Below are 25,750 nucleotides of genomic sequence, written 5' to 3'. Positions count from 1 at the left end.
GTGCGCGGGCGCAAGTCGCGGCCGGGGCTCAGCGCGCCCTCCACCAGCTTTCCAGCGTCGGGCCGAACATCGGCGACGCATAGCGCGGCAATCGTACCGGCCGCGCGATGTCGGTCGAATGCGCGATCCATTGCTCCGAGGCGTGAAACAGCGGCACGACGTAGAAACCCGAGAGCAGCACGCGGTCATAGGCGCGCACCGCGGTGACGAAATCGTCGTGGCTCGTCGCCGAAAGCAGATCGGCGATCAGCGCGTCGATCGCCGGCGACGACGCGCCGGCCAGATTGAACGAGGCTTCCTGATTTGCGCTCGCCGAGCTCCAGCGCATGCGCTGCTCATTGCCCGGCGACGCGGAGGCGATCCACTGGCCGAGCATCATGTCGAAGTCGAATTTCTGTCGCCGGCGCTGATATTGCACCTCGTCGACGAGACGCACGCGGACGTCGACGCCGATACGCTGCAGCGACGAGGCGTAGTTGAGCGCGAGCCGCTCCTGATTGCGGTCCTTGACCATGATCTCGAAGGAGACGGGCGCGCCGTCCTTGCGCAATGCGCCGTTTTCGATGCGGTAGCCGGCGCTCTCGAGGAGATCGAGCGCGCGCTTCGCCATCTCGCGGTCGCGGCCGGATCCGTCATTGACGGGCGGGCGCCAGCGGCCTTCCAGAATGTCTTCGCGCACGGCGTCCGGAAACGGCGCGAGCAGCGCGCGCTCGGCGGCGGACGCCGGGCGGCCCGTGGAGGACAATTCCGATTCGTCGAAGAAGCTCTTCGTGCGCGTGTAGAGGCCGGCGTAGAGGTTGGCGTTGATCCATTCGAAGTCGAACATCATGCCGAGCGCTTCGCGCAGGCGAATGTCCTTGAACAGCGGGCGTCGCGTATTGAAGACGAATCCCTCCATGCCCTTGGGATTTTCGTTCTTCAGCGTCTCCTTCGCCACCCGGCCATCGGCGAGCGCCGGGAAATCATAGCCGCTCGCCCAGCGCGTGGTGCTGGTTTCGTCGCGATAGTCGAGAAGGCCCGCCTTGAAGGCCTCGAACAGCGAATTGCCGTCGCGAAAATACTGAATGTCGATCTCGCCGAAATTGTAGAATCCGCGCTGGCTCGGCAGATCGGCGCCCCAATAGTCGCCGTTGCGGCGCAGCAGGAGCCGCGCGCCGACTTGCGAATCCGCCACCACATAGGGGCCGGAGCCAACGGGTTTGGCGAGCGTCGCTTCGGAAAAATGTTCGACGTCGGTCGCATGTTTGGGAAGAACCGGCATGATCGCGAGAATGAGCGGCAATTCCCGGTCGCCGATGCCTGTGAGGTCATAATGCACGGTGTGCGCGTCGGGCGCGTCGATCGACTTCACCAGCCCATAGGCGATCCGCTGCTGCGGCCGGCCCTTGGTTTTCAAAAGATTGAAGGAGAACAGCACGTCTTCGGCCGTGATCGGCTTGCCGTCGGAAAAGCGGGCGCGCGGGTCGAGATGGAACGTCACCTGCGAGCGCGCCGGATCGATGTCGATCGACTGCGCGATCAGGCCATAGAGCGTGAAAGGCTCGTCCTGTGAGCGGGCCATCAGGCTTTGGAAGACATTTCCGACAAGCCCCTGCGCCGCGGTCCCCGACTTGAGATTGAAGGGATTGAGGCTATCGAACGTGCCGGCGAGGCCGACGCGAAGCTTGCCGCCCGTCTTCGCGCCCGGCTCAGCGTAAGGGAAGTGGTCGAAATCGCTCGGCAAAGCGGGCGCGCCATGCATGGCGATCCCATGCGTCGGGCACGGCGGCTCCGCCGCCCGCGGGGGCGCGGCCGCGCCCGCGCAGGGAACGGAAATGAGGAGCGACAGGGCGAAGCTGAGCACGCGGCGCCCCGGCGCTCGCAGTTCGGCGCCGCCTTGGGCTGGGCGCCTAGCGGGAATCGGGCGAATCTTCATCGGCGGTCCATATTCCACCGTCCTGACGTCAGAAGCGAGTCGCGCTCAAGTTTTCGGCCATTTTTTTGCGATAGTTTTGCGCAAAAAGGGTCCGCTTCAAGCATTGAGCGCTCCGTCCGGCTGGAATTTACTGCCGCGACAATGTAAGAGCGATGCCGTCGCCTCGTCGGCGTCTCGCGATCGCGCTGGAACACAGGCTGGTTACGGTTCCACGGCGCTGCGGCGCGAAGGCGGCCTCCCGTCATGACGCGATCCTCAAAGAGCAATCCGGAGCCGGAGGGCGCCGGCCAGCAGGACAATCGAAAGGAACTTCCGAATGTCGACCCATTTTTCGCGTTTTTGCGCGATGGCTTTTGCGGGAGCGATGCTGTTCGCCGGCGGCGGCGCATTGGCTCAGCAAGCCCCCGCAGCGGGCGCCGCGCAACAGCAGCAGCCTCAGGGGCCGATCGCCGCCGAACTCGTCGCCGTTCAGCCGGATTGGACCAAGGTTTGCGGCTCTGATCCGCAGACGAAGAAGGAAATGTGCTACACCACGCGCGACTTCGGCGTTTCCGCCAAGGAAGGCGAGGCGCCCCAGCCGCTGCTTGCGCTGGCCGTCTACGATCCGAAAGGCGAAGACCAGAAAATCATCCGTCTGCTGCTGCCGCCGGGCCTGATGCTGAAACCCGGCTTCCGTTTCGCCATCGACAAGGGCGCGATGGAGAGCGGCGCGTTCGAAATCTGCTTCCCGAACGGGTGCTTCGCCGAAGCCAAGGTCAAAAAGGCGGCCATCGACGGCATGAAGAAGGCCGAAAAGATGACGGTGATCGTCAAGAATCAGGCGAACGCCGAGGTCACCTTCTATCTGCCGCTGGCCAATTTCGGCAAAGCCTTCGACGGGCCCGCGGTCGATCCGAAGGTGCTCGAAGAAAAGCAAAAGCAGCTCCAGGAACAGCTGCAGAAAAAGGCTGAGGAGGAGCGTAAGAAACTCGAGGCCCAGAAGGCCCCCGCCGCGCCCGCCGCGAAGCCGGCCACTTCGAAAAAGTAACCTCCAGGCGAAATTCGGTTTGAAGACCGCGCGGAACATGTTCCGCGCGGTTTTTTGCGCGTCTACGGGGCGGCGCGCCTGCCGCTCCACGAGCCGGCGCGGCCGCCCGATCTCTGTCTCGAAAGGGGATCGCCGAGCCCTTTGCCCGCCCTCGATGGGCGCAGAGGCGCGTCACTTTGACGCAAAGCGCGCGGCGGGTTAATAAAAGGGCCTCGGCCAGATCACAGCCAACGGCGAGGTCCGGAGAACACATGTACGTCGCCATCGCTATGGTCCTTGTCGTGGCCGGCTCCATCCTGTTCCACATTCTCAGTCCCTGGCGGGCGACGCCGATCGCATCGAACTGGGGCTTCATCGACGACACGATGGCGCTCACCTTTCTGGTGACGGGCGCAGGCTTCGTCGCCGTCATTCTGTTCATGGCCTATTGCCTCTATCGCTTTCGCCATGAGCCGGGCCGGCGCGCCGCTTACGAGCCAGAAAACCAGAAGCTCGAAGCCTGGCTCGGAATCGTCACGACGATCGCCGTCATTATTCTCCTCGCGCCCGGCCTGCTCGTCTGGGGCCAGTTCATCACCGTGCCCAAAGACGCGCTGGAGATCGAGGCCGTCGGGGTCCAGTGGAACTGGAGCTTCCGACTGCCGGGCGCCGATAATCAGCTGGGCTCGAGCGACGTCCGCTACATCGACACCACCAATGCGCTGGGCCTGAGCCCGGCCGATCCGAAGGGGAAGGACGATCTGCTGGTCACAAGCGGCGAATTGCATCTGCCGCTCGGCAAACCGGTCAAGGTCCTGCTGCGCTCGGTCGATGTCCTACATGATTTCTATGTTCCCGAGATCAGGGCGAAAATGGACCTCGTGCCGGGCATCGTCACATATTTCTGGTTCACGCCGACGAGCGCCGGCGAATATGAAATTCTCTGCGCCGCCTATTGCGGCACGGGGCATCCGCAGATGCGCGGCAAGATGATCATCGAGTCGGAGGCCGACTTCGAGGCTTGGCGCGCGGCGCAGCAGACCTTCGAGCAGTCGCGCAAGAGCGACGCCAACCAAGACAAGCGGGCCTCTGCGCAATGACGTTCACCGACGCGAGGCGCGCCGCTTTCACATTTATCGCCGTCCACGAAGCGCCGCCGAGGCGGCGCTAGAGGTCAGTCGCCGGCAGCGCGACGGAGGCGAAGGGAGGATCGTTTGATGACCGACGCCAGCGTACCACAGAACGTCGCGCCGCCGCCGGCGGAGGTGGAAGACGTCGAGCTGTATCACGCTCACAGCTGGATCACGAAATATGTGTTCAGCCAGGACGCCAAGGTCATCGCCATCCAATACGCCGGCACGGCCATCACCATCGGCATTCTGGCCCTGGTGCTTTCATGGGTGATCCGGCTGCAGCTTGCGTTCCCCGGCGCGATCCCGTTCATCGACGCGGAAGTCTATTATCAGTCCGTGACCATGCATGGCATGATCATGGTCGTTTACATGCTGACCGCGATCTTCCTCGGCGGCTTCGGCAATTATCTCATTCCCTTGATGGTCGGCGCGCGGGACATGGTGTTCCCTTACGTCAATATGCTCAGCTATTGGGTCTATCTGATCGCGACCCTCGTTCTCGTGTCGAGCTATTTCTTCCCCGGCGGACCGACCGGCGCCGGCTGGACGCTCTATCCGCCGCAATCGATCCTGACCGGCACGCCGGGGCATGAATGGGGCATCATTCTGATGCTCGTCTCTTTGATCCTGTTCATCGTCGGCTTTACGATGGGCGGATTGAATTATGTCGTGACGGTGCTGCAGGCGCGCACGCGCGGCATGACGCTGATGCGCATGCCGCTGACGGTTTGGGGCATTTTCGCCGCCGCCGTGATGGCGCTTCTCGCCTTTCCCGGTCTCTTCGTCGCCTGCGTCATGCTGCTGTTCGACCGCACGCTCGGCACGAGCTTCTTCGTGCCGTCGATCGTCGAACTCGGCGAGCACAGGGACCATGTCGGCGGCAGCCCGATCCTGTTCCAGCACCTGTTCTGGTTTTTCGGCCATCCCGAAGTCTATATCGTCGCGCTGCCGGCCTTCGGGATCGTCTCCGATCTCATCAGCGTGCATGCGCGCAAGAACATCTTCGGCTACCGGATGATGGTCTGGGCGATCATCGCCATCGGCGTGCTCAGCATGGTGGTCTGGGGTCACCACATGTACATCAGCGGCATGGACCCGTGGTTCGGGTTCTTCTTCGCGGTGACGACGCTGGCGATCGCGGTGCCGACGGCGCTGAAAGTGTACAATTGGGTGCTGACGCTCTGGCACGCCGACATCCACTTCACGACGCCGATGCTGTTCGCGCTCGGCTTCCTCGTCACCTTCGTCAATGGCGGCATTACCGGCCTCTATCTCGGCAACGTCATCGTCGACGTGCCGCTGTCGGCGACGCTGTTCGTCGTGGCGCATTTCCACATGGTGATGGGCATCGCGCCGGTGCTCGTCATCTTTGGCGCCATCTATCACTGGTATCCGAAAATCACTGGCCGGATGATGGATGAGCGGCTCGGCAAGATTCACTTCTGGATCACCTTCCTCGGCGCTTATGCGATCTTCTTTCCGATGCACTATCTCGGCGTGCTCGGCATGCCGCGGCGCTTCTACGAAATGGGTGAAACCGCCTTCGTTCCGGCGTCGGCGGCGACGCTCAACATTGTCATCACCATCGTGGCCCTGGTGGTCGGCTTCGCGCAGTCGATCTTCTTCTACAATCTGTTCAGGAGCCTGAAATATGGCGCGCCGGCGGGCGGCAATCCGTGGCGCGCGGCCTCGCTCGAATGGCAGACGCCGGAGACGCCGCCGGGCCACGGCAATTGGGGTCCGCATCTCCCGATCGTTTATCGCTGGCCGTACGCCTACAGCGTGCCCGGCGCGCCTGACGACTACCTGCCGCAGAATGCGCCGCCTTTGACGGGGGAGCATGCGACATGAGCGTCATGGGGCTCTTCTTCATCCTCATCTTCTCTCTTGCGATCCTGTGGCTGGCGCGTCAGGGCGTCATGGAGTCGCCCTGGCTTGAGGAAGGCGAGATCACGACCTATCGGCGCTCCGCCGGGACCGAGCCGCCGCCCGCCACGAAAGTGGCGCTGGCGATCTTTCTCGCCGTCGCCGGATGCCTGTTCTCGCTGCTCGCGGCGGCCTTCTTCATGCGCGGCGATTCGCCCGACTGGCAGATGCCGCCGATTCCCCGCGTCCTCTGGTTCAACACGTTTCTTCTCGCGGCGAGCAGCGTCGCGCTGCAGTTTGCGCTCGTCGCCGCGCGGCGCGCCGACATTGAGCGGGTCAAGACGGCGCTGCTCATTGGCGCCGCGACCGCGGGGTTTTTCCTCATCGGCCAGATCTGGGCGTGGCGCGAACTTCTCGATCTGCGATTCTTCGCTTCGAGCAACGCCGCCAACGCGTTCTTCTATCTGCTGACCGGCGCGCATGCGCTGCATCTCATCGGCGGTCTGGTGGCGCTCGCGCGAACGACCGACCGGGCGCGCGGCGCGACGCGCGTCACCAAAGCGTTGACGACGAGCGTCGAGCTCTGCGCCATCTATTGGCATTTTCTGCTGTTCGTCTGGTTGCTGATGTTCGCCATGCTGATCGGCTGGGCCGACGGATTTGGCGTCATCTGCCGGCGGCTGCTTTCGTAGGGGAGTCACCATGACGGCGGAGCTGGAGGGAGTCACCGTGACCGCGGAGCATGTCCCGACCGATCAAACGCTGCGGAGCAAGCTGCTCGGCGTTGTCGCCGACTGGTCTTCGGACCAGCGCTCCTTCAAGACCGCCTCCTGGGGCAAGGCGATGATGTGGATCTTCCTCGTCAGCGACACCTTCGTCTTCAGTTGCTTTCTGATTTCCTACATGACGGTGCGCATGTCCACGACGGTGGAATGGCCGCATCCGAGCGAAATCTTCGCGCTCGACATCGGCGGCAAGAAGATTCCCCTGATCCTGATCGCCATCATGACCTTCGATCTCATTACGAGTTCGGGCACCATGGCGATGGCCGTCAACTACGCCTATGCGCGCGAGCGCAAGAAGGCGGCGATCCTGATGCTGGTGACGGCTTTCTTCGGCGCGGCCTTCGTCGGCATGCAGGCGTTCGAATGGACCAAGCTCATTCACGAAGGCGTGCGGCCCTGGGGCAATCCTTTCGGCGCCGCGCAGTTCGGCTCGAGCTTTTTCATGATCACCGGCTTTCACGGCTTCCACGTGTCGGTCGGCGTGATTTTCCTGCTCATCATCGCCCGCGTCGTCTGGCGCGGCGACTATGACGTCGGGCGGCGCGGGTTCTTCACGAGCCGCAGGGGCCGATATGAGAACGTCGAGATCATGGGCCTGTATTGGCACTTCGTGGATCTCGTCTGGGTCTTCATCTTCGCATTCTTCTATCTGTGGTGACGTCTCCGACCGGGGGAAAAGAATGACGGCGACGACGGAAAATACGACGCATGGCCATGCCCATGTCGCGCAAGCGGCGCAACCCGCGGCGCACGTGCATGGCCAGCAGCATCCCATCAAGCTCTACCTCACGGTCTGGGTGCTGCTCTTTGTGCTGAGCGCCTGCTCCTATCTCGTCGATTATTTCGACGTTCAGGGCTATCTGCGCTGGTTCCTGATCATTGTGTTCATGATGCTCAAGGCGGGGCTCATCGTCGCCGTCTTCATGCACATGGCCTGGGAGCGGCTGGCGCTGGTCGTGGCGATTCTGGCGCCGCCGATGGCGGTTCTCGTGCTGATGGCGATGATGGCGTGGGAAGGCGACTACACCAGATTCCTGCGCGAATTCTTCTTCGGATAACGCGCGCGCCGCTTCCGCTGGAAGGCATGTCACAGGCGCGCTTCGTCGGAGTGCAGCGAAATGAGAGGAAACGATCAGCGCGTCGCCAACAAAGCGATTCTCATCGTGCTCTCGGCGCTTTGCCTGGTGATGATGATTTTCCTTGGCGCCTGGACGCTGGTCACACACTTCCAATAGGCGCGTTCGCCTATTCCTCGAGCGCGCCTTCCTCATTGACCGCATGCGCGAGGCCGGCCGTCGTCATCAGTCCGGCGACGCTGACGGCGATCATCACGGAGACGACGCCGACGAGCCCCCAGGCGTCCTGCAGCTGCGGCACGACGAAGGTGCCGAATGCGGCGCCGACCTTGGCGCTCGCCGCTGCGAAGCCGCTCGCCGAGGCGCGGATCGCCGTCGGAAAAAGCGTCGGCGCGAGGGTGAACGTGGTGGCGTTCGGTCCGGCGTTCATCGCGAAGTTGAAGAGCATGAAGCCCACGATGACGAAGGCGATATGGGCGTTTGCGCCATTAACCGCCATTGCGGCGAACAGCAGCAGCATCATGCCGAGGGCCATGCCGCTGAAGCCCGCGACCTGCATGGTGATCCGCCCGTAGCGCGGAACCGCCCAGAGGCTCGCCACGAAGCCGATGACGAGAAAAGCGTCGACGACGGCGCTGCCTTCCGCATCGGTGAAATCGGCGGCGAGCGGACCCGATTGGCCGCCGCTGAGATGCATGGCGCCGAGGATCACGGGCGTGAACAGGCCGACGCCATATGTCGCGACGTCCATCAGCATCCACGGCAGCGAGACGAGCATGGTGCGCGCGCGATAGGATGCGGTGAACAGGGTCGAGTAGCCGACGTCCTGGTCGTGCGGCGTCGCCTTCGGTTTCGACGCGACGATATGGGCCGTTGCGGCGCTGATCCTCACAGGGCCTTCGCCGAACTCTTTGGTCAAGGTCTTGAGCAGCGCCATCGCCTCGCCGATTCGCCCCTTCGTCGCCAGCCAGCGCACGCTTTCCGGCGTCCATAGGCGTGCGGCCAGAAAGAGCAGGGCGATGACGCCGCCGGCGCCGATCAGCAGCCGCCAGTCTTCGGTCGATGGGCGCAGCTTCAATATGGCGAGTCCGGCGACCGCCGCAGCGGCCATGCCCACCGACTGCAAGGCGATCGTCGCGACCGTCATTCTGCTGCGCGCCGCGCGCGGCATCAGCTCCGACACATAGGAGCCGCTCGTCGGAAAATCGATGCCGACGCCCAGGCCGAGCAGAAACTGCGACAGCAGAATGACGCGGGCGTTAGGCGCCGCGGCGCCGATGAAGCACGCCAGCGCAATGATCGCCATGTCGGCGATGAATACGCGTTTGCGGCCGAATTTGTCGGCGCCGACGCCGCCGAGCGCCGATCCTGCGACGGCGCCGAGAACCAGCGCCGAACCGATGAGGCCGACGAAAAGCGGACTGATCGGAAAGTCGCGCTTGAGCAGCGGCAGCGCGACGCCCAGCCCCGACACCGAGAAGCCGTCGAGAAACGCGCCGCCGCTGGCCGCGAGCCAATAGGCGTAATGACGCCATGTCATCGGCGCTTCGTCGAGCGCCGAAAACACCGAGGCGGCGTGCGGCGACGCCGCCGTCACTTCGTCTTGCCCTTTTCCTCTTTGGCTTGATGATAGAGTTTGCGAATCTCTTCGATGTCCACGGTCGGCTTCGGCATCTTCAGATCAAGATCGTCGAGCGTGTCGGCAAGAATGCTGGAGACCGCGAGGTTGCGGAACCATTTGTGGTTCGACGGGATGACGAACCAGGGCGCATGTTCGGTCGAGCAGCGCGACAGCGCCGCCTCGAAGGCCTTGATGTAGTCGTCCCATTTCTCGCGCTCGGAATAGTCGCTCGCGCTGATCTTCCATTGGTGCGCCGGATCGTCGAGCCGCTCCTTGAAGCGCTTGAGCTGCTCCTCTTTGGAGATGTACAGGAAGAACTTCAGAATCGTCGTCTTGTTCTCGACCGTGAGCAGCTTTTCCCATTCATTGATGAAATCATAGCGCGGCTTCCAGATGTCCTTTGGCGCGAGCTTATGCACGCGCACGACGAGCACGTCTTCGTAATGCGAGCGGTTGAAGATCGATACGAAGCCGCGTCGCGGCGCATGCGGATGGATGCGCCACAAAAAATCATGTTCTTGCTCTTCGGGCGTCGGCTGCTTGAATCCCGTCACTTGAACGCCCTGCGGGTCCATGGCGCTGATCACATGCCAGCACGTGCCGTCCTTTCCGGCGCTGTCGATGCCCTGCAGGACGATCAGCAGAGAATGCGTGCGGTCGGCGTAAAGTTTCCGCTGCAGTTCGGTGATGCGCGTCAAATTGCTCTGCAATTCCTGAGCCGCTTCGGCGCCATTCGCATGGTCGCCATGAAAGCCCGGATCGATCGATCCGAGATCGACGTCCGAGCCAGGTTCGATTCGAAACTTCTTGGCGAATTTCATTGGCGCAGCTCCCTTCGTCCGGCGCCCGCATTCAACCTGCGAGAGCGGCGCGGCCGGCCGCCAAATGCTTCTCGCGTCGGCCCGCCACGCGCCAGTAAATGATCTTCACAATCTCGGCGACAATGACCCAGAGCAGGCAATAAACCCACACGCCGACGATCGCGACGCCAGGAACGGCTTCGACGCCGACGCCATAGAGGCAGAGCAGCACGGCGACGACCTGCGTCGCCACGATCGCCCAGAACAGCCTGGCGCTCGGATAGGGCGGCGCGAAAATCGCGCGTTTCGTCCGCACGCTGAAAAGCAGCAGGTGGCCGCCGACGGCGAGCTGCAAGAACAGCAGCGTTTGAAGTTGCCTCGGGTCGATCGGGATCATCGACTGCAGCCCGTCGTCGAGCGCCCAGCGCATGCCGATCAGCAAAAATCCGAATGTCTCGGCGACCGCGATCAGTCCCATCAGCGACGCGAATATGAAGATGCGGTGCATGTCCCATTTCACCGGCTGCGGCGCGACGGGCACATTGTCGTATGCGATGGTCATGATCGGAATATCGTCGAGGAGCGCGAGCGCGACGATCATGATCGCGGTCAGCGGCTGATATTCGAAGAACACGATCGACGCGACGACGACGATCATGATGTCGAGCGTCATGGCGATCCGGTAATAGATGTAGCTTTCGATGCGCTGAAAAATCTGTCGCGAGACGCGGATCGCGTTGACGATGGTCGAAAGCCCCGGGGCCGTCAGAATCAGCGCAGCGGCGCTACGCGCCGCGTCGGTCGCGCCGCTGACGGCGATGCCGCAATCCGCCTGTTTCAGCGCGGGCGCGTCGTTCACGCCGTCGCCCGTCATCGCGACGATATGGCCGGCGGACTGGAGCGCTTTGACGATCTCATATTTGTGCTCGGGGAACACCCGGCCGAACCCGTCGGCGCGCTCCACCGCGTCGACGACGCCGCCCGACAGAGAGCCTCCCTTCGCCGCGTCCTTGAACACGTCGCTCGCGACGAGAAGATGCGAGCCCATGCCGAGCTGCGCGGCGATCTCGTCGCCGATGGCGACGTCGTCGCCTGTCACCATCTTGACCGAGAGTCCGAGCGCGCGCGCTTCGGCGATCGTCGCCTTGGCGTCGGGCCGCGGCGGATCCATGAGCGAAATCAGTCCGACGAGCGACCATTTCGCGCCGTCTTCCGACATGGCGACGCCCAGCGCCCGCTGGCCTTTCGCGGCGAGCGCGGCCACGTCGTTCTGATAGCGCTGCAGCGTCTGCGAGTCGGGTCGCACGAGCGCGGAAATCGCCTGCGGCGCGCCCTTTGCGTAATGGCGGATGCCGCCGGCGCTGTCGGCGACGGTCGAGATCGTGCGTTTGCTGACCGGATCGAACGGCGTGAACGCCTTTTGCTTGTAGCCGTCGAGCGCATCATGCGCCGGCAGCGCCGCCATCACCGCGAGGTCGATCGCGTCTTCGCTGCTTTTTTGCGTCGCAAGCGCGGCGAAGAGCAGCGCATCGTCGCTCTTGAACGTTCCATAGGGAATGGCGCTCTGCACGGTGAGCTTGTTCATCGTCAGCGTGCCGGTCTTGTCGCTGCACAGCACGTCGACGCCGGCGAGTTCTTCGATCGCGCTCAGGCGCGAAACGATCGCCTTCTGTAGGGAGAGCGCATAGGCGCCGATCGCCATGGTCACCGACATGACCGCCGGCAGCGCGACCGGAATCGATGCGATCAGCAGCACCAGAACATATTGGGCGATCGAGCCGACCCGATTCCAGTTCCATTCATCCGGCGCGATGACTTCACGATAGAGCTGCGCGCCGACAAGGACCAGCGCGAGCAGGAACGCCAGCAACAGGAGAAAATCGCCGACCTGGGTCACGGCGCGCTGCGAATGCGAAACGGCGCCGGCGGCCCCGACGAGCTTCGCGGTGCGTCCGAAAAAGGTGCGATCGCCCGTCGCCGTGACGACGCCGGTCATCGCGCCCTGCTTGGCGATTGCGCCGGAATAGGCGTCGTCGCCGATCTTCTTCGAGACGGGCAGCGATTCGCCGGTCAGCGCCGCCTGATCGCAGCTCAAATAGTCGCCTTCGATCAGCAGGAGATCCGCCGGCACGATCTGGCCGGCGGCGACGCTGACGATATCCCCCTGCGTGAGTTCGGCGGCGGGAATTGTCGTCCATGCGCCGTCGCGCAGGACGCGGGCGCGGGGCGCGAGGTTCTTCTTGAGCGCCGCCAGCGCATTCGCCGCCTTGTTGTCCTGCCAAAAGCCGACGACGGCGTTGTAGAGGAGCAGTCCGGTCACGACGCCGAAATCCGGCCAGTCGCGCCGAACAGCGGAGATGACGGCCGCGGCTTCGATCAGAAAGGGGAGAGGCCCCCAAAAATAGCTGAGCAGCCGGCGCCATTTGCTTTCCGTCGTGTCCTCTATCGCGTTGGGGCCATATTCGGCGAGGCGGCTCGACGCTTCGGCTGTCGTCAGGCCGTCCTCGCTCGTTTTCAGCGTCTCAAGCCGCTGCGCGATTTTGACCTGAGTGGGATCGAGAGAAAGGTTCAACGAAGATTGGCCCGCCGGAGATTTGGCGCTGACGTCCGGCATTTTCGGTCTCCCCGCTCAGATACTTATAAAAATCGGGACGGGATGTTACGGCCTGATTCTGGCCTCGCCAATAGAGACGCCAAAAAAGGCGTGTGGGAATTGAAATTAACCTTGCGCGCTATTCGGCCGCGGCGCAGGCGCCGCCGTCATCCGCAGCGCCGGCGGCGTTGTCCTTTACGATCCGATCTGCGCGCGCCTTCGCCTCAGCGAGATCCTTGTCGTAAACGTTCGTCAGATATTCGTTGGTCGTCGTCTTCACGATGGAGCGATTCGGCGATTGCAGCGGGCCGGAGACGTCGATCGATGCGACCGCCGACAGACCGGGACGCAAGGGCTGCTTCTCGAGTTCGTCGGCGCGCAGGGCGATGCGCACCGGAACGCGCTGGACGATTCGGATGAAATTGCCCGTCGCATTATCCGGCGGCAGCGTCGCGAACACCGCGCCGGAGCCAGGCACGAGCCCCACCACTTCGCCGGTGTAGATCTGGTCCGATCCATAGAGATCGACCTTGATGATCGCCGGCTGCCCGGGGCGGACTCTGGCCATTCTGTTCTCCCAGAGATTCGCTTCGACCCAGAGATGATCGAGCGGCACGATGTTGAGAATCGAATCTCCAGGGCGCACCCGGTCGCCGACCTGGACGCGGCGCTTTGCGACATAGCCGGCGGCTGGCGCGCGAATATTCTGGCGCGCGAACTCGATATAGGCGTCGTTGTATTTGGCTTTCGCGGCTTCGACGTCGGGATGGTTCATCCGCGTCACGCCGACCACGCGCGCTTCGATCGCCTGATATTCGGCCTGCGCCTCGCGCAGATCGGCTTCGAGCGCGGCGAGCTGGTCCTCGGTGTTCTGCAGCAGCTGCCGGGAGGCGGCGCCGCTTTGCGTCGCCTGCTTGTATCTCGCGAGATCATGGCGCGTTTTGTCACGCAGCGCCGCCCGCGAGACGGTCTTCTGGCAGACCTGGCGGCGTTGGGCGTAAAGCGCGCCGACGGATCGAACGGCGCGGCCGATGTCGGCCTCGGCTTGCGCGAGCGCCGCTTTTGCGCGTTGGCCGTCGAGGCGGACAAGCACGTCGCCCTTCTTTACGAACTGCGTTTCTTCGGCGAGCACGGCGGCGACGACTCCCGTGGCGTCGGCCTTGACCGGAATGATGTTGCCGGTGACGAAGGCGTTGTCCGTCGTCACCCAGCCGCGATCATAAAAAAACCATCGCGAGAGCGCGATCAGCGCGCCGACGACGACCGCCGCAATGACGATCTTGAGCAGAAACTCTCTGCGGGAGCGGATGCTTTTGCGGGACAGCGCCATCGATGGGTTCGCGTTCTTCTATGCTTTTCAGCCGCCGCCAAGCGACTGAATCAGATCGACGGCTGGCGTCAGCGAATCGTTTTCCGGCTCCGGCTTCGGCGCCATCGGCGGCGGACCCTGGGCATAACCGCCGCCGAGGGCCTGATAAAGATCCACGGCGGCGACGAGCCTGTCGCCTTCGAGCGCGCGCTGCGCGAAGCCGGATTCGAGCAGATCGGCGCGCTGGGCGACGATCTCGCGGCGATCCTTCATCCCGTCGCGCAGGCGCGTTTGCGCCAGATCATATTGCACGCGCGCGACGCGCGAATAGCGGCTCTGCGCTTCATATTCAGCGCGCGCGCGCTTGAGATTGGCGATGGCGTCGGCGACCTGCTGCGCCGCCTGCAGCAGCGTCTCATTGTAGGAGTCGACCGCCTGATCGTAGTCGGCGCGCTGGGCCTCGAGGTTTCCGCTCAGCCTCCCTCCCTGAAAAACGGGCAGGCGCAATCCAGGCGAGACCGCATAGCCGATCGCCGAAGGGGCGAAGAGATAGCCCGCAAGCTTGTTGATCTTCGTCGACGTCACCGATCCCTCGAAGCCGCCGGTGATCGCAAGGTCCATCGAGGGAAGAAAAAGCGTCTTGGCGACGTGCACGCGGGACGCGGCCGCCTCGGCGCGGCGCAGCGCGGCGGCGAGATCGGGGCGATGGGCGAGCAGTTCGATCGGCAGGCTTTTCGGCAGCGGCGGCGTGGCCGGCGCGACCCCTCTTCGGCCGCCATAAAGATCATGCGCGGCGTCGGGTCCCTCGCCCATCAGTCGGGCGAGCGCATCCTTCTGCAGGGTCAGAAGCGCCTGCGCGGCCGCTTCCCGCCGCACGGCGTTCTCGTAATCGGCCCGGGCGGTCTGCACGACGTCCAATGAATCGAGCCCGGTGCGATAGCGGGCGTCAGCGAGCGAAACCAGATCGCGGCGCAGGCGCGTCAGGGCTTTCGCGACCTCGAGCTGGCGCGCCGCCGCGTAGCCGCGCAGATAGGCGCGCGAGACCGAAGTCGTGAGCAGCAGCCGCGCCTGCTCGAGTTCGGCCTCCTGCGCCGCCGACTCGCCGATCGCCGCGTCGAGCAGCGCGCGGTTCTTCTGCCAGAAATCCAGCTCATAGGTCAGGGCGAGCGGGTTGATGAAGGCCATGGTCTTCTCCAATCCGCCCTGCGCCGGATTGTAGGAGGCGACCACGCCATGCAGCGGATTGCGCGACTGCCGCATGCCGAAGGTCGCTTGAACCTCCGGCAGCAGCCGGGCGCCGGCGACTTGCACGAGCGCGTCCGCGCCGCGCAGCGCGTCTTCCGCCTTTCGCAGGCTCTGATTGTCGCGCAGCGCCTTGTCGACGATGGCGTCGAGCTCGGCGCTGCGGAAGGCGCGCCACCACTCTTCGCGCGGCCAGGCGGTCGCGTCGGCGACTCTCAACCCGGATCGGGCCAGCGTGCGCTCCATGGCCGGCGCGCCGAGAAACTGCGCGCGTTCCTGCTGTGCGGTCGGCGCGCAGCCGGCGAGAATCAGCGCGATCGGGGCTGCGCAGAGGACCCGGCGACGCGCGCGGAGCCGCGTCGCACTGGCGCGCCACGCGGCGATCATCCCGCTGCCGGGGCGCAGGCCGGACGGCGCACGACGGGCTGCGGGCTCTCGATGCAAGAGGACACTCCTACCCTGCGCCAGCGATCGGGGGAGCGTGGCGGCGAGTTCGTAGGAGTCATCAGCCATTTGGGCGGTTATCGGGGAACTCCATCCCCATCTGTTGAAATTTAGTTTACGACCGCGCGGGCGGTCAATAAGTCCAGTTTGCGGCCGGCGCGCTATCCCCAGAGCTCAGGCGCCGGCGGCAGCAGAATCGAACCTTCGTAGATCAGTCCGGGAGCGCGGTCGCGGGCCAGGAGCAGAGGGCCGTCGAGGTCGACGAAGACCGCCATTTGCCCGACGAGAACGGCCGGCGCCATCGCGAGCGACGTGCCCACCATGCAGCCCGCCATGATCGAGAATCCCATCTCTTGCGCGGCGCGCGCAAGGGCGAGCGCCTCGGTGAGCCCGCCGGTCTTGTCGAGTTTGACGTTGATCGCGTCATAGCGGCCTTTCAGCGACGCGAGCGACGCCCGGTCATGCACGCTTTCGTCGGCGCAAACCGGCACGCGGCGGGGGATAGCCGCCAGCGCTTCGTCGCGGCCCGCGGCCAGAGGCTGCTCCACCAGCGCGACGCCGCAGTCGGCGCAGGCGGCGAGGCGGCTGGACAGGGTTTCCGGCTCCCAGGATTCGTTCGCGTCGACGATGAGGGTCGAATCGGGCGCTCCCGCGCGCACGGCGGCGAGGCGCGCCTCGTCGCCTTCGCCGGCAAGCTTGATCTTCAGGAGTGGCCGATCGGCGGCCTTTTCCGCGGCGGCGCGCATCTCGGCGGGCGTTCCGACCGAGATCGTATAGGCGGTCATCAGCGGCGCGAGCGCCTCAAAGCCCGCCACGACGCTGGCCGGGGTTCCCGATCGCTTGGCCTCGAGGTCCCAGAGCGCGCAATCGAGCGCGTTGCGCGCCGCCCCCGCCGGCAGCAGGCGCTCCAGAGCGGCGCGGTCGGCCCCGGCTTCGAGCGCCTCCCGGGCGCTTTCGATCGTCGCGACGACGCTGTCCACGCTCTCGCCATAGCGGGCGTAGGGCACGCATTCGCCACGGCCGACGCCGCCGCTCTCGGTCAAAGTCGCGGTCACGACGACGGCTTCGGTCTTGGCGCCGCGCGAGATCACAAAGCGGCCTGCAATCGGATAAGTCTCGACAGTTATAGTCAAATTTCGTGTCACGGCTTCCCTCACGCCACGCGCTTGCGCGCCGCGCGGCGGCGCGGCGATGTGCGCAGACGCGCTTGCTGAGGCCAATTCACGAAGTTATGACGTTTTTGCAAGCGGCCTCTTTGCAAGCGGCCTCTTTAGCAAGCGGCCTCGCGCCGGCCGGCGTCGGCGACGCGCCACAATCGGCGGATAGGATGACGCCATCAATGAGCCGATTATCGACGCCAGTGCGGAGCGACGCCCGATGACGGTCGCGGCGATGCAGCATCCGCCCGCAGTTTCGCGCCAGTCGTCCGCGGATGGCGTTCGTCTTGCGTTGTCTGGCGATTGGACTCTCGTCGCCTCGTCGCGTCTCGAGGCGGAAGGGCGCCGCATCGTCGAGGAGGCGCGGCGCGACCGCTCGGTCGCCGTGGATCTCTCCCAGGTGTCGCAACTCGACACGGCTGGCGCTTGGCTGATCAATCGCGCGCGGCACGAACTCGCGCGGCGCAATACCGCCGTGGCGCTGGAACATGTGCGTCCGGAATATTCGACCCTGCTCGAAGAGACGCATTATCGCGATTTCATTGAGCCTTCGCCGCCGCGATTCAACTTGATTTTCTCGCTGCTCTCGGACATCGGCGAGTCGGTCGTCGACGGGCTGCACGAATTTTATCGCGGCGTGGCGTTTCTCGGCGAATTCGTCGCGTCGATGATTTATGTGGCCGCCAATCCGCGTCGCTTCAGGCTCACATCGCTCGTCGCGCAGATCGAGCTGGTCGGCTTCCGCAGCGTGCCGATCATCGTTCTGATCAATGTGCTGGTCGGCGGCATCGTCGCCCAGCAGGGCATTTTCCAGCTTCTGAAGTTCGGCGCCTCCAGCTATTCGGTCAGCCTGATCGGCATTCTGGTTCTGCGCGAACTCGGCGTGCTGCTGACTTCGATCATGATCGCCGGCCGTTCGGGCTCGGCGATCACCGCCGAACTCGGCTCGATGAAGATGCGCGAGGAGATCGACGCGCTGCTGGTGATGGGACTGTCTCCCACCGAAGTGCTGATCGCGCCGCGCGTGCTCGGTCTGGTGATCTCGCTGCCGCTCCTCACATTCATCGCGGACATCGCGGCGCTCTTCGGCGGCATGATGGTGTCTTGGTGGTATGGGGGGATAAGCCCGGTGGCGTTCGCCTCGCTGCTCAAGGAAGCGATCGCGCTGCATACGTTTCTCGTGGGCATCATCAAAGCGCCCTTCATGGCGCTGGTGATCGGGCTCATCGCCTCAATGGACGGGCTTGCGACGCAGGGCTCCGCCGAGTCGCTGGGACGCCAGGTCACGTCCTCCGTGGTGAAATCCATCTTCATGGTGATCGTGATGGATGGATTGTTCGCCGTATTTTTCGCGGCGATCGACTATTGAGCGGGGCGATGACCAGCACCTCGACTTTCGCAAAGGACGCCGCTCAGCCGTGGCCGAACCGCGACGCCATCATCAGCGTGCGCGACCTCGTCGTCGGCTTTGGCGACAAAACCATCATGAAAGGGCTCAACCTCGACGTTTACCGGGGTGAGGTGCTCGGCTTCGTCGGAGGGTCCGGGCAGGGCAAATCGGTGCTGACCCGCGCCATCCTCGGACTCGTGCCGACGCGGAGCGGCGCGATCCGGGTTTTTGGGCAGGATCGCGCCGCGCTCCCGCCGCTCGAGCGGCGGGCGCTCGAACAGCGGTGGGGCGTGCTGTTTCAAAATGGAGCGCTGTTTTCCGGACTCACGGTGAAGCAGAACATCCAGATGCCGATGCGCGAAACGCGCGAGCTGTCGGAACGGCTGATGGACGAGCTGGCGATGCTCAAGATTGAGCTCGTCGGGCTCAGTCCTGACGCCGCGGACAAATTTCCGTCAGAATTATCGGGCGGCATGGTGAAGCGCGCGGCCCTGGCGCGCGCCCTGGCGCTGGATCCCGAGCTTCTGTTCCTGGACGAGCCGACATCTGGGCTCGATCCAATCAGCGCCGCCGAATTTGACGAGCTGATCGGCACGCTACAGCAGACTCTCGGGCTGACCGTGTTCATGGTGACGCATGACCTCGATAGCCTATATTCCATCTGCGACAGGGTGGCGGCGCTCGCCGAAGGTCGGGTCATCGCCGCAGGGCCGCTGGAAACCTTGCTCGCGTCCGACCATCCGTGGCTGAGAGCCTACTTCCACGGCGTGCGCGGCGGCCGACTGTCGGCGGCGCGCCTTGAGCAGAAGGACACATAGACGAAGCATGGAAACGCGCGCCAACTACGCCTTGATCGGCGCTTTCACGCTGGCGGTCGCCGTCGCCGCCTTTCTTTTCGTCTACTGGTTTTCCGGACCGAGTCAGCTTGGCCGGCAGGACACGTATCAGATTGTCTTCACCGGGTCGGTCTCCGGGCTGTCCCGCGGCTCCTCGGTGCTGTTCAACGGCGTGAAGGTCGGCGAAGTCACGCATCTTGGAATTTCCGAACAGGATCCGAGCAAGGTCGACGTGCTGGTCAGGATCGACAGCCGAACGCCGGTCAAGGCCGACACCCGCGCGCGCCTCGAGACTCGCGGCTTCACCGGCGTCTCCGACGTGCTTCTGGTCGGCGGCACGCCGGGGGCGGAGCCGCTGACGGCGCAGAATGGCCAGAGGTATCCGCAAATTCAGGCCGAGCGCTCTGAAATCCAGAACTTGCTTGGCAATGTTCAAAATCTGTCGACGAAAGCCGCCGAAGTGCTCACGAAACTCGACAAGCTCATCGACGACAATGGCGCGACCATCACGGCGACCCTCAAGAACGCTGAAGCGTTCAGCAAGACGCTCGCCGACAATTCCGACTCGATCTCTACTTTCATCCGCGACGCTTCGGACGTCGCGCAATCGTTGAAGCCGGCGGCGGCCCGGCTCGACAAGCTGCTGGCGGCCGGCGAGAAGACGATCAAGGCGATCGATCCCAAGCAGATCAAGGCGATCACCAGCAACATCGCCGGGGCGTCGGAACGCATCAACCGATTCGCCGCGACGGGGCTTCGTCAGTATGAACAGCTTGCCGATGACGGCCGGAAGGCGATCGGCACATTCGACCGCACGCTGCGCTCGGTCGAGAAAAACCCATCGCAGTTCATCTTCGGACCGTCCCAGTCCGTGCCGGAGTATCAAGGCAACTAGAACGATCCAAGCGTGGCTTTAAGGCGATGCGCGGATCGGTTAGAAGGACGACGAGCCCGGGTCGACGCGCGGGCGAAATGGGGCGACGGGTCGGCATGAAACTTAAGGCGTCCACGGCGACGCAGCGTAGAGCCGCGCGGGCGGCGGCGAGCGTGTCGCTCGCGCTCTTCGTCGCGGCTTGCGCCCAGGCGCCGCGCGAGACCTTCGATCTGACGACCGGGGCGGGCGCCTTGCGCGGCGTCGCCCTGCGCAGCGGCCCGGCGATCTTCGTGCCCGAGCCTTCGGCGCTCGCGCCCACCGGTTCGGATCGCATCGTCGTGCGCGCCGCCGATGAGAGCGTCGCCGTGCTCCCCGGCGTCCAGTGGTCGGAGTCGCTGCCGCGTCTTTTTCAGCGCCGCTTGATCGACGCGCTCCAGCGCAGCGGTCTTTCGGCGTCGTCCGACATGGGCGCGCCAATGAAACTGCAGACCGACGTGCAGCGCTTCGAGATCGACATCGCCCGCAATCTGGCGGTCATCAAGGTTTCCGTGCAGCTCGTCGATCAGAGCAGCGGCCGGGCGAAGGCGTCGCGCATCTTTGTGGAAGAAGCGCCGGCGCCCTATCACGTCGGCTCGCCGGCGGTGCAGACGCTCAGCGACGCCGCCGCGCGCATCGCGCTCCATATCGGACAATGGACGCGCGCCCGAATGTAGGCGCTCATCGCGGGATTGAGCCATCCCACAGCATGATGTTCAGACACGCGAGAAACGCGCCGTTTCGTGCGGCCGTTTTGGCGGCGGCCCGCCAGTCCTCCGCCTCGTCGAGGGCCAAGACATTCGCCTCGACGCAGTTTTCGGTCACGCGCGTCAGGTCGAAGATGACATTTGCCGCCTCGAGGCTGCTGACGGCGAGCGCATGCGCGCTGCAGCGAAGGCTCTCGACGCCGCATGCCTGAAGCAAAGCGCCGATTTCTCTGCCGATATAGGGATTGGCGAAGGACTGTTCCCAAAGTCCGGCGATCTTGGCGCCCGCCGCCAGATTGCCGTTATAGACGAAGAACGTTCCCCAGTCGGGCTCGGCGACGACGATTCGGCCGCCCTTGCGCGTCACGCGGACCATTTCGCGCAGCGCCTGGAGAGGCGCGCTGATGTGCTGCAGGGATCGGTCGATCCGGACGCCGTCGAACTGTCCGTCGGCGAAGGGCAGATGGCGGGAATCGCCGCCGATGAAGCGCGCATTCGGAAGTCCCAGCGCCCGCTCGCGCGCAAGGCCGAGAAAACCTTGCGAGGGATCGAGCCCATAGACGTCGGCGTGCGGGAAGCGTCGCGCGAGCGCGATGACGTCGAAGCCGACCCCGCAGGCGACGTCCAATATCCGGCTGTTTCCCGATATCCGGAGCGCGTCCCAGGTCTCCTGCTTGTAGCGCTTGAAAAACGGCGTCCCGTTCATGAAATCGAGACAATGCGTAAGGTCGGCCCGCATCGCGCCGTCGGCGTTGCGGAAGCTCAATGCGATGTCCGTCATAAGCGCGCCTCTCGCGGCTTTCGCCGTTTGCTCATTTTGAATGTGGCCTAGCGTCGCGAGCGACCGGAGGGACTAGCGTCGTAAACGGTCGGGTGCTAACTGGACGGCGACAATTTAGGCAGCCTCCGGCGGCGCGCCCGCGGCGGTTCGGAAGCGCCGCGAACGTTGGACATGGATGAGGAAGAGACCGCGTCATGGCGAAGATGAGCTTTGAGGATGCTGCGACCCGCTATGGCGCCGAGCCGGGGGGCGGCGCGCCGACAAAGGTCAAGATCACCTTCGTCGACTCGCAGGGTCAAGCCCGCACCGTGGAGGCGGAAGTCGGCTCCACGGTGATGGAGACGGCGCGCCGCAACGACATTCCCGAGATCGCCGCCGAATGCGGCGGCGCCTGCGCCTGCGCCACCTGCCACGTCTATGTCGATGAAAACTGGGCCGAAAAGACCGGCAAGGCGTCGCAGATGGAGGAGGACATGCTCGACTTCGCCTTCGACGTGAAGCCGAATTCGCGGCTCTGCTGCCAGATCACGGTGCGACCGGAGCTCGACGGGCTGGTTGTCGTGACCCCCGCCCAGCAGGGCTGACGCGCAATTCTTCCAGACAGCCCCCGCGCGGGTTTGAATCTTTCGACAAATGCGATAGACGAACCGGAAAGGCTGCGAAATTGCGGGGCCCGCGGGTCGCGCAAAGCGCTTCCGGGGGCGCGGCTTATGGCGCAAGCGCCGCGCAGGGCCTCTTTCGATCGCCAAGCCTTTGATCATGTCGTCGGGAATTGACTATGAACCAGCTTAAAGAAGCCGCGATCGAAACCGATGTCGTCATCGTCGGCGCGGGTCCGGCGGGGCTTTTCTCGGTCTTTGAACTCGGTCTGCTGGACATCAAGGCGCATGTCATCGACATCCTGCCGCGCGCCGGCGGCCAGTGTTCGGAACTCTATCCCGAAAAGCCGATCTACGACATTCCCGGCCTGCCGGTCTGCACCGGCCAGGAGCTGACCGACAATCTGCTCAAGCAGATCGAACCGTTTCATCCGACCTTCCATTTCAATGAAATGGTCGAGACGCTGACGCCGCTCGGCACGGCGGAAAAACCCGAATTTCGTCTCAGCACCGATTCGGGAAAGATTTTCCACGCCAAGGTCGTCTTCGTCGCCGCCGGCGGCGGATCCTTCCAGCCCAAAAAGCCGCCAATCCCGAAGATCGAATCCTTTGAAGGCAAGTCGGTGTTTTACGCCGTGCGCCGCATGGAGGACTTCCGCGACAAGAATGTCGTGATCGTTGGCGGCGGCGACTCGGCGCTCGACTGGACGCTCAATCTGCAGCCGGTGGCGAAAAAGCTCACGCTCGTGCATCGTCGCGACCAGTTCCGCGCCGCGCCGCATTCGGTCTCAGCGATGCAGGAGCTGGTGGCGGCGGGCAAGATCGACTTCCGACTCGGTCAGATCACCACCGTCGAAGGCGAAGACGGGGAGATGATGAGCGCCACGCTCAAGGGCAATGACGGCGTCGAAGAGAAACTCGACTGCGAGCGCTTGATGCCGTTCTTCGGCCTCACCATGAAACTTGGTCCGGTCGCCGACTGGGGTCTTCAGCTCAATGAAAACCTCATTCCTGTCGACACGGAGAAATTCGAGACGAGCCATTCCGGGATTTTCGCCGTCGGCGACATCAATAACTATCCCGGCAAATTGAAGCTCATTCTTTCGGGCTTCCACGAGGCCGCGCTCGCTGCGCAGAAGGCGCATCGTTACGTCCACCCCGACAAGAAGCTTCTGTTCCAATACACGACGTCCTCGACCAACCTTCAAAAGAAGCTCGGAGTCTCCTGACGCCGGCCGCGGCCGCGCAAGCGACGTCCGCCTGCGTTGACGTGTTCTACGTCGACGTGGCGGCGATCGACGCCGACGCATGGCCGACGCTCGTTGCGCTGCTGGACGACGCCGAAGCGGCGCGGGCGGCGCGTTTCGCCTTCGACGCCGACCGCCGCGCCTATGTCGCCGCGCATGCGCTGCTGCGCGCGCGACTCTGCGCTCGCGCGACCGGGATCGCGCCGGCGGATTGGCGTTTTGGCGCGACGACGCACGGCAAGCCGTTCCTGCTTTCGCCGTTGACGGACGTCGACGTCAGCCTCTCGCATACGCGCGGCATGGCCGCCGTGGCGATCGCGTCAGGACGCGACATTGGCGTCGACGTCGAGTGCTATTCGAAACCGCGCAACGCCTTGAAGGTCGCCGAACGCTACTTTGCGCCCGAAGAGGCGGAGGTTGTGCGCCGACAGCGCGACCCGGTTTTGCAGAACGAGGCGTTTTTTGCGATCTGGACGCTCAAGGAGTCCGTGCTGAAGGCCGACGGGCGCGGGTTGGCGGGCGGTCTCGACAGCTTTGTCGTCAACCTGTCGCCGCTCGCCGTTAGCAGCGGGTCCGGCGAGAGCTACAGCGTCGCGCAGTGGCGGCGCGGCGGCTTTTTCATCTCCGCGGCGGCGCGTGGCGGCGACGCGAATTTCCGAATTGAGGAAATGCGCGCGGGCGCGTTGCTTGAGGCGGCCCGCATCGTTTGAAGCCTGAGCCCTGCGCGCTAGTTCTGTCGCGAGCTGTCGTCGCCCACACATTGGAGGGATTCATGACCGGATTGTTGTTTGTCGTCATTGGCTGCGCCGTGGCTTTGCTCGCGTTGGTCGTCTACCTTCAGCCGGATCACTTCGTGGTTCGGCGCGAGGCGGTCATTGACGCGTCGCCGCGCAAGGTTTTCGCCGCGATCAACAATCTGCATGAATGGGAATCCTGGTCGCCTTGGGCGAAGCTCGATCCGAACGCTGAAATCCGTTACGAAGGGCCCGCATCCGGCCCCGGCGCGACTTTCGAATGGTCCGGCGACAAGAACGTCGGCGCCGGGCGCATGACGATCGTGGACAGCCGGCCAGGCGAACGCGTCGATCTCAAGCTCGACATGCGCAAACCCATTGCGGCGATCCATGACGTGAGCTTCGTTCTCGCGCCGGAGGGCGAGGCCGCGACGGAAGGACACTGGCTGGCGCGCGCCTTGGGTTTTGGCGGCGGCTCGGTAGCGCGCAAGACTCATGTCGTATGGAGCATGTCCGGCAAGGCCGGTCTGGCGAGCAAGGCGATGTGCCTCGTCCTGAACCGCGACAAGATGGTCGGCCAACGATTCGAGCAGGGCCTCGAAAATCTCGGCGCGCGCCTGAGCAAATAGCGCCGGCCGCCGGAGACGGGCGTCGCTTGCGCCGCGCGATGCAAGGCGCCATGTGCATGAGACGAGCGTGCACGGCGCGCGCCGCGCGTCGCGCCCTCTCTCCGCAAATCCACTCGCGATGATTGACGCCCAATGACCGAAATGTTCGACGCCGCCCTGGCGGCGCTGCGCCAGATCGTGACGCCGCCGTTCCGCGCGGTGCTTCTCAAAAGTCTGGGGATGACCTTTCTGCTGCTCGCGCTGGCCTGGGTCGGCCTCGACAAGCTCGCAATGTCCTTCGTGATGGTCGACCATCCCTGGCTGCAGACGGCGCTGGCCTATGCGACGGGCGCCGGACTGTTCTTTCTGATGGCGTTTCTCATCGCGCCGCTCTCCGTCCTCGTCTCGGGTCTCTTTCTTGACGACCTCGCCGATCACGTCGAAGCGGATCTTTACCCGCCGGGACAGCGCGGCCGCGCCATACCGGCGACCCAGGCGATCATCATGGGATTGCGCTTCGCCGGCGTCTCGGCGATCGTCAACTTCTTCGCGCTGCTGCTGCTCTTCGTGCCGGGAATCAACGCGGCGGCGTTTCTTCTCGCCAACGCCTATCTGTTCGGCCGTGAATATTTTCTGTTCGCGGCGACGCGCTTTCGTTCGCTGCAACAATCGGAGGAATTGCGTCGTCGTCACGCGCCACGGCTTTTCGTCGCCGGACTGTTCATCGCCGTTTTCGTGGCGACGCCGGGACTGAACGTGCTGACGCCGCTGTTCGCGGTCGCCTTCATGACCCGGGTCCACCGGATGCTGTCGCCAAGGGTCCCGTTGGAGACGGCGCAGGCCGGCGATCGGCGAGGCCCGTAACGCTAGAGTATCCGTTATGCGCAAGGAGCGTCTTCGGCCCAGGGACGGTTTTTTCGTAGGAGGGCGTTGGCAAGGACGACGAGCTTGCGCATTACGGCGGTGATGGCGACTTTGGCGGGCTTTCCGG

At 64.2% G+C, this 25,750-nt stretch carries 23 protein-coding genes, 1 pseudogene and 1 riboswitch; of the genes and pseudogenes, 15 read left to right on the top strand and 9 right to left on the bottom strand.

Features of this window, described 5'->3' with window-relative positions; all coding sequences use genetic code 11:
- Positions 1-28 precede the first annotated feature (28 nt).
- The gene (locus AB7F41_RS12365; protein ID WP_428382440.1) at positions 29-1,915 is read right to left on the bottom strand and encodes an extracellular solute-binding protein; all 1,887 of its coding nucleotides are present in this window, start codon (positions 1,913-1,915) and stop codon (positions 29-31) included.
- 316 nt (positions 1,916-2,231) lie between these two features.
- Between AB7F41_RS12365 and AB7F41_RS12360 the strand changes: the two genes are divergently transcribed.
- From AB7F41_RS12360 to AB7F41_RS12335, 6 genes are all read left to right on the top strand, one after another.
- The gene (locus AB7F41_RS12360; protein WP_428382441.1) at positions 2,232-2,942 is read left to right on the top strand and encodes an invasion associated locus B family protein; all 711 of its coding nucleotides are present in this window, start codon (positions 2,232-2,234) and stop codon (positions 2,940-2,942) included.
- A gap of 251 nt (positions 2,943-3,193) precedes the next feature.
- Positions 3,194-4,021, top strand: a complete 828-nt coding sequence (locus AB7F41_RS12355) for a cytochrome c oxidase subunit II (protein ID WP_428382443.1) — start codon at positions 3,194-3,196, stop codon at positions 4,019-4,021.
- A 117-nt stretch (positions 4,022-4,138) separates the two neighbouring features.
- The gene (locus tag AB7F41_RS12350) at positions 4,139-5,905 is read left to right on the top strand and encodes a cytochrome c oxidase subunit I (RefSeq protein WP_428382445.1); all 1,767 of its coding nucleotides are present in this window, start codon (positions 4,139-4,141) and stop codon (positions 5,903-5,905) included.
- Entirely contained in the window at positions 5,902-6,612 is a 711-nt protein-coding gene (locus AB7F41_RS12345; RefSeq protein ID WP_428382447.1) for a cytochrome c oxidase subunit 3, read from the top strand. The genes AB7F41_RS12350 and AB7F41_RS12345 overlap by 4 nt, the downstream gene beginning before the upstream one ends.
- A 10-nt stretch (positions 6,613-6,622) precedes the next feature.
- The gene (locus AB7F41_RS12340; protein ID WP_428382449.1) at positions 6,623-7,363 is read left to right on the top strand and encodes a heme-copper oxidase subunit III family protein; all 741 of its coding nucleotides are present in this window, start codon (positions 6,623-6,625) and stop codon (positions 7,361-7,363) included.
- Between the two features lie 22 nt (positions 7,364-7,385).
- Positions 7,386-7,763, top strand: coding sequence for a cytochrome C oxidase subunit IV family protein (locus tag AB7F41_RS12335; protein WP_428382451.1), 378 nt, complete (start codon positions 7,386-7,388; stop codon positions 7,761-7,763).
- A gap of 187 nt (positions 7,764-7,950) precedes the next feature.
- On the opposite strand, the gene AB7F41_RS12330 is transcribed toward AB7F41_RS12335, so the two are convergent.
- The 6 genes from AB7F41_RS12330 to dgcA form a co-directional block, all read right to left on the bottom strand.
- Positions 7,951-9,378 carry an MFS transporter gene (locus AB7F41_RS12330; RefSeq protein WP_428382453.1) on the bottom strand — a complete coding sequence of 476 codons (1,428 nt, stop codon included), beginning with the start codon at positions 9,376-9,378 and terminating at the stop codon, positions 7,951-7,953.
- A complete protein-coding gene (locus AB7F41_RS12325) occupies positions 9,375-10,223 on the bottom strand; it encodes a PPK2 family polyphosphate kinase (RefSeq protein WP_428382454.1) in 849 nt (282 codons plus the stop codon). Before AB7F41_RS12325 ends, AB7F41_RS12330 begins: the two co-directional genes overlap by 4 nt.
- 31 nt (positions 10,224-10,254) lie before the next feature.
- Positions 10,255-12,816: a plasma-membrane proton-efflux P-type ATPase gene (locus AB7F41_RS12320; RefSeq protein WP_428382456.1), complete on the bottom strand. Its 2,562-nt coding sequence runs from the start codon at positions 12,814-12,816 to the stop codon at positions 10,255-10,257.
- Between the two features lie 118 nt (positions 12,817-12,934).
- Positions 12,935-14,125 (bottom strand): HlyD family efflux transporter periplasmic adaptor subunit, encoded by a 1,191-nt coding sequence (locus AB7F41_RS12315; protein ID WP_428382458.1) that lies wholly within the window; start codon positions 14,123-14,125, stop codon positions 12,935-12,937.
- 27 nt (positions 14,126-14,152) lie between these two features.
- On the bottom strand, positions 14,153-15,859 hold the full coding sequence (locus AB7F41_RS12310) for an efflux transporter outer membrane subunit (RefSeq protein WP_428382460.1): 1,707 nt from the start codon (positions 15,857-15,859) through the stop codon (positions 14,153-14,155).
- Positions 15,836-15,897: riboswitch (Fluoride riboswitch) on the bottom strand. It overlaps the preceding gene by 24 nt.
- A 54-nt stretch (positions 15,898-15,951) precedes the next feature.
- The gene (gene dgcA, locus AB7F41_RS12305) at positions 15,952-16,935 is read right to left on the bottom strand and encodes an N-acetyl-D-Glu racemase DgcA (RefSeq protein ID WP_428382462.1); all 984 of its coding nucleotides are present in this window, start codon (positions 16,933-16,935) and stop codon (positions 15,952-15,954) included.
- 232 nt (positions 16,936-17,167) lie between these two features.
- Between dgcA and AB7F41_RS12300 the strand changes: the two genes are divergently transcribed.
- The 4 genes from AB7F41_RS12300 (at position 17,168) to AB7F41_RS12285 (ending at position 20,760) form a co-directional block, all read left to right on the top strand.
- Positions 17,168-18,316 (top strand): ABC transporter permease, encoded by a 1,149-nt coding sequence (locus AB7F41_RS12300; RefSeq protein ID WP_428382463.1) that lies wholly within the window; start codon positions 17,168-17,170, stop codon positions 18,314-18,316.
- An 8-nt stretch (positions 18,317-18,324) separates the two neighbouring features.
- Complete coding sequence (locus tag AB7F41_RS12295; RefSeq protein WP_428382465.1) at positions 18,325-19,155, top strand: ABC transporter ATP-binding protein; 831 nt, start codon at positions 18,325-18,327, stop codon at positions 19,153-19,155.
- 7 nt (positions 19,156-19,162) lie between these two features.
- Complete coding sequence (locus AB7F41_RS12290) at positions 19,163-20,068, top strand: MlaD family protein (RefSeq protein ID WP_428382467.1); 906 nt, start codon at positions 19,163-19,165, stop codon at positions 20,066-20,068.
- A gap of 95 nt (positions 20,069-20,163) precedes the next feature.
- Positions 20,164-20,760 carry an ABC-type transport auxiliary lipoprotein family protein gene (locus tag AB7F41_RS12285; RefSeq protein ID WP_428382469.1) on the top strand — a complete coding sequence of 199 codons (597 nt, stop codon included), beginning with the start codon at positions 20,164-20,166 and terminating at the stop codon, positions 20,758-20,760.
- A gap of 4 nt (positions 20,761-20,764) precedes the next feature.
- On the opposite strand, the gene AB7F41_RS12280 is transcribed toward AB7F41_RS12285, so the two are convergent.
- Positions 20,765-21,571: a methyltransferase domain-containing protein gene (locus AB7F41_RS12280; protein ID WP_428382471.1), complete on the bottom strand. Its 807-nt coding sequence runs from the start codon at positions 21,569-21,571 to the stop codon at positions 20,765-20,767.
- Positions 21,572-21,765: 194 nt separating this feature from the next.
- Between AB7F41_RS12280 and AB7F41_RS12275 the strand changes: the two genes are divergently transcribed.
- The 5 genes from AB7F41_RS12275 to AB7F41_RS12255 all read left to right on the top strand — a co-directional run bounded on the left by AB7F41_RS12275 (position 21,766) and on the right by AB7F41_RS12255 (position 25,623).
- Positions 21,766-22,155: a 2Fe-2S iron-sulfur cluster-binding protein gene (locus AB7F41_RS12275; RefSeq protein ID WP_428382473.1), complete on the top strand. Its 390-nt coding sequence runs from the start codon at positions 21,766-21,768 to the stop codon at positions 22,153-22,155.
- Between the two features lie 194 nt (positions 22,156-22,349).
- Positions 22,350-23,399, top strand: coding sequence for an NAD(P)/FAD-dependent oxidoreductase (locus tag AB7F41_RS12270; RefSeq protein WP_428406595.1), 1,050 nt, complete (start codon positions 22,350-22,352; stop codon positions 23,397-23,399).
- Between the two features lie 41 nt (positions 23,400-23,440).
- Positions 23,441-24,127, top strand: a complete 687-nt coding sequence (locus AB7F41_RS12265; protein ID WP_428386038.1) for a 4'-phosphopantetheinyl transferase family protein — start codon at positions 23,441-23,443, stop codon at positions 24,125-24,127.
- A gap of 62 nt (positions 24,128-24,189) precedes the next feature.
- Entirely contained in the window at positions 24,190-24,780 is a 591-nt protein-coding gene (locus AB7F41_RS12260; RefSeq protein WP_428406594.1) for an SRPBCC family protein, read from the top strand.
- A gap of 132 nt (positions 24,781-24,912) precedes the next feature.
- On the top strand, positions 24,913-25,623 hold the full coding sequence (locus tag AB7F41_RS12255) for a sulfate transporter family protein (RefSeq protein WP_428386035.1): 711 nt from the start codon (positions 24,913-24,915) through the stop codon (positions 25,621-25,623).
- A 14-nt stretch (positions 25,624-25,637) separates the two neighbouring features.
- On the opposite strand, the pseudogene AB7F41_RS12250 reads toward AB7F41_RS12255, so the two are convergent.
- Positions 25,638-25,750, bottom strand: a pseudogene (locus AB7F41_RS12250) (IS110 family transposase); the annotation flags it as partial.

It is taken from the genome of Methylocystis sp., from assembly GCF_050251305.1.
Taxonomy (GTDB): domain Bacteria; phylum Pseudomonadota; class Alphaproteobacteria; order Rhizobiales; family Beijerinckiaceae; genus Methylocystis.
This window is presented reverse-complemented; position numbering and strand designations above follow the sequence as displayed.

What these genes read in the sequence shown, in the direction of transcription:
- AB7F41_RS12365 (WP_428382440.1), bottom strand. Translation starts at nt 1,915, where the DNA reads ATGAAGATTCGCCCGATTCCCGCTAGGCGCCCAGCCCAAGGCGGCGCC.
- AB7F41_RS12360 (WP_428382441.1), top strand. Translation starts at nt 2,232, where the DNA reads ATGTCGACCCATTTTTCGCGTTTTTGCGCGATGGCTTTTGCGGGAGCG.
- AB7F41_RS12355 (WP_428382443.1), top strand. Translation starts at nt 3,194, where the DNA reads ATGTACGTCGCCATCGCTATGGTCCTTGTCGTGGCCGGCTCCATCCTG.
- AB7F41_RS12350 (WP_428382445.1), top strand. Translation starts at nt 4,139, where the DNA reads ATGACCGACGCCAGCGTACCACAGAACGTCGCGCCGCCGCCGGCGGAG.
- AB7F41_RS12345 (WP_428382447.1), top strand. Translation starts at nt 5,902, where the DNA reads ATGAGCGTCATGGGGCTCTTCTTCATCCTCATCTTCTCTCTTGCGATC.
- AB7F41_RS12340 (WP_428382449.1), top strand. Translation starts at nt 6,623, where the DNA reads ATGACGGCGGAGCTGGAGGGAGTCACCGTGACCGCGGAGCATGTCCCG.
- AB7F41_RS12335 (WP_428382451.1), top strand. Translation starts at nt 7,386, where the DNA reads ATGACGGCGACGACGGAAAATACGACGCATGGCCATGCCCATGTCGCG.
- AB7F41_RS12325 (WP_428382454.1), bottom strand. Translation starts at nt 10,223, where the DNA reads ATGAAATTCGCCAAGAAGTTTCGAATCGAACCTGGCTCGGACGTCGAT.
- AB7F41_RS12320 (WP_428382456.1), bottom strand. Translation starts at nt 12,816, where the DNA reads ATGCCGGACGTCAGCGCCAAATCTCCGGCGGGCCAATCTTCGTTGAAC.
- AB7F41_RS12315 (WP_428382458.1), bottom strand. Translation starts at nt 14,125, where the DNA reads ATGGCGCTGTCCCGCAAAAGCATCCGCTCCCGCAGAGAGTTTCTGCTC.
- AB7F41_RS12310 (WP_428382460.1), bottom strand. Translation starts at nt 15,859, where the DNA reads ATGGCTGATGACTCCTACGAACTCGCCGCCACGCTCCCCCGATCGCTG.
- AB7F41_RS12300 (WP_428382463.1), top strand. Translation starts at nt 17,168, where the DNA reads ATGACGGTCGCGGCGATGCAGCATCCGCCCGCAGTTTCGCGCCAGTCG.
- AB7F41_RS12295 (WP_428382465.1), top strand. Translation starts at nt 18,325, where the DNA reads ATGACCAGCACCTCGACTTTCGCAAAGGACGCCGCTCAGCCGTGGCCG.
- AB7F41_RS12290 (WP_428382467.1), top strand. Translation starts at nt 19,163, where the DNA reads ATGGAAACGCGCGCCAACTACGCCTTGATCGGCGCTTTCACGCTGGCG.
- AB7F41_RS12285 (WP_428382469.1), top strand. Translation starts at nt 20,164, where the DNA reads ATGAAACTTAAGGCGTCCACGGCGACGCAGCGTAGAGCCGCGCGGGCG.
- AB7F41_RS12280 (WP_428382471.1), bottom strand. Translation starts at nt 21,571, where the DNA reads ATGACGGACATCGCATTGAGCTTCCGCAACGCCGACGGCGCGATGCGG.
- AB7F41_RS12275 (WP_428382473.1), top strand. Translation starts at nt 21,766, where the DNA reads ATGGCGAAGATGAGCTTTGAGGATGCTGCGACCCGCTATGGCGCCGAG.
- AB7F41_RS12270 (WP_428406595.1), top strand. Translation starts at nt 22,350, where the DNA reads ATGAACCAGCTTAAAGAAGCCGCGATCGAAACCGATGTCGTCATCGTC.
- AB7F41_RS12260 (WP_428406594.1), top strand. Translation starts at nt 24,190, where the DNA reads ATGACCGGATTGTTGTTTGTCGTCATTGGCTGCGCCGTGGCTTTGCTC.
- AB7F41_RS12255 (WP_428386035.1), top strand. Translation starts at nt 24,913, where the DNA reads ATGACCGAAATGTTCGACGCCGCCCTGGCGGCGCTGCGCCAGATCGTG.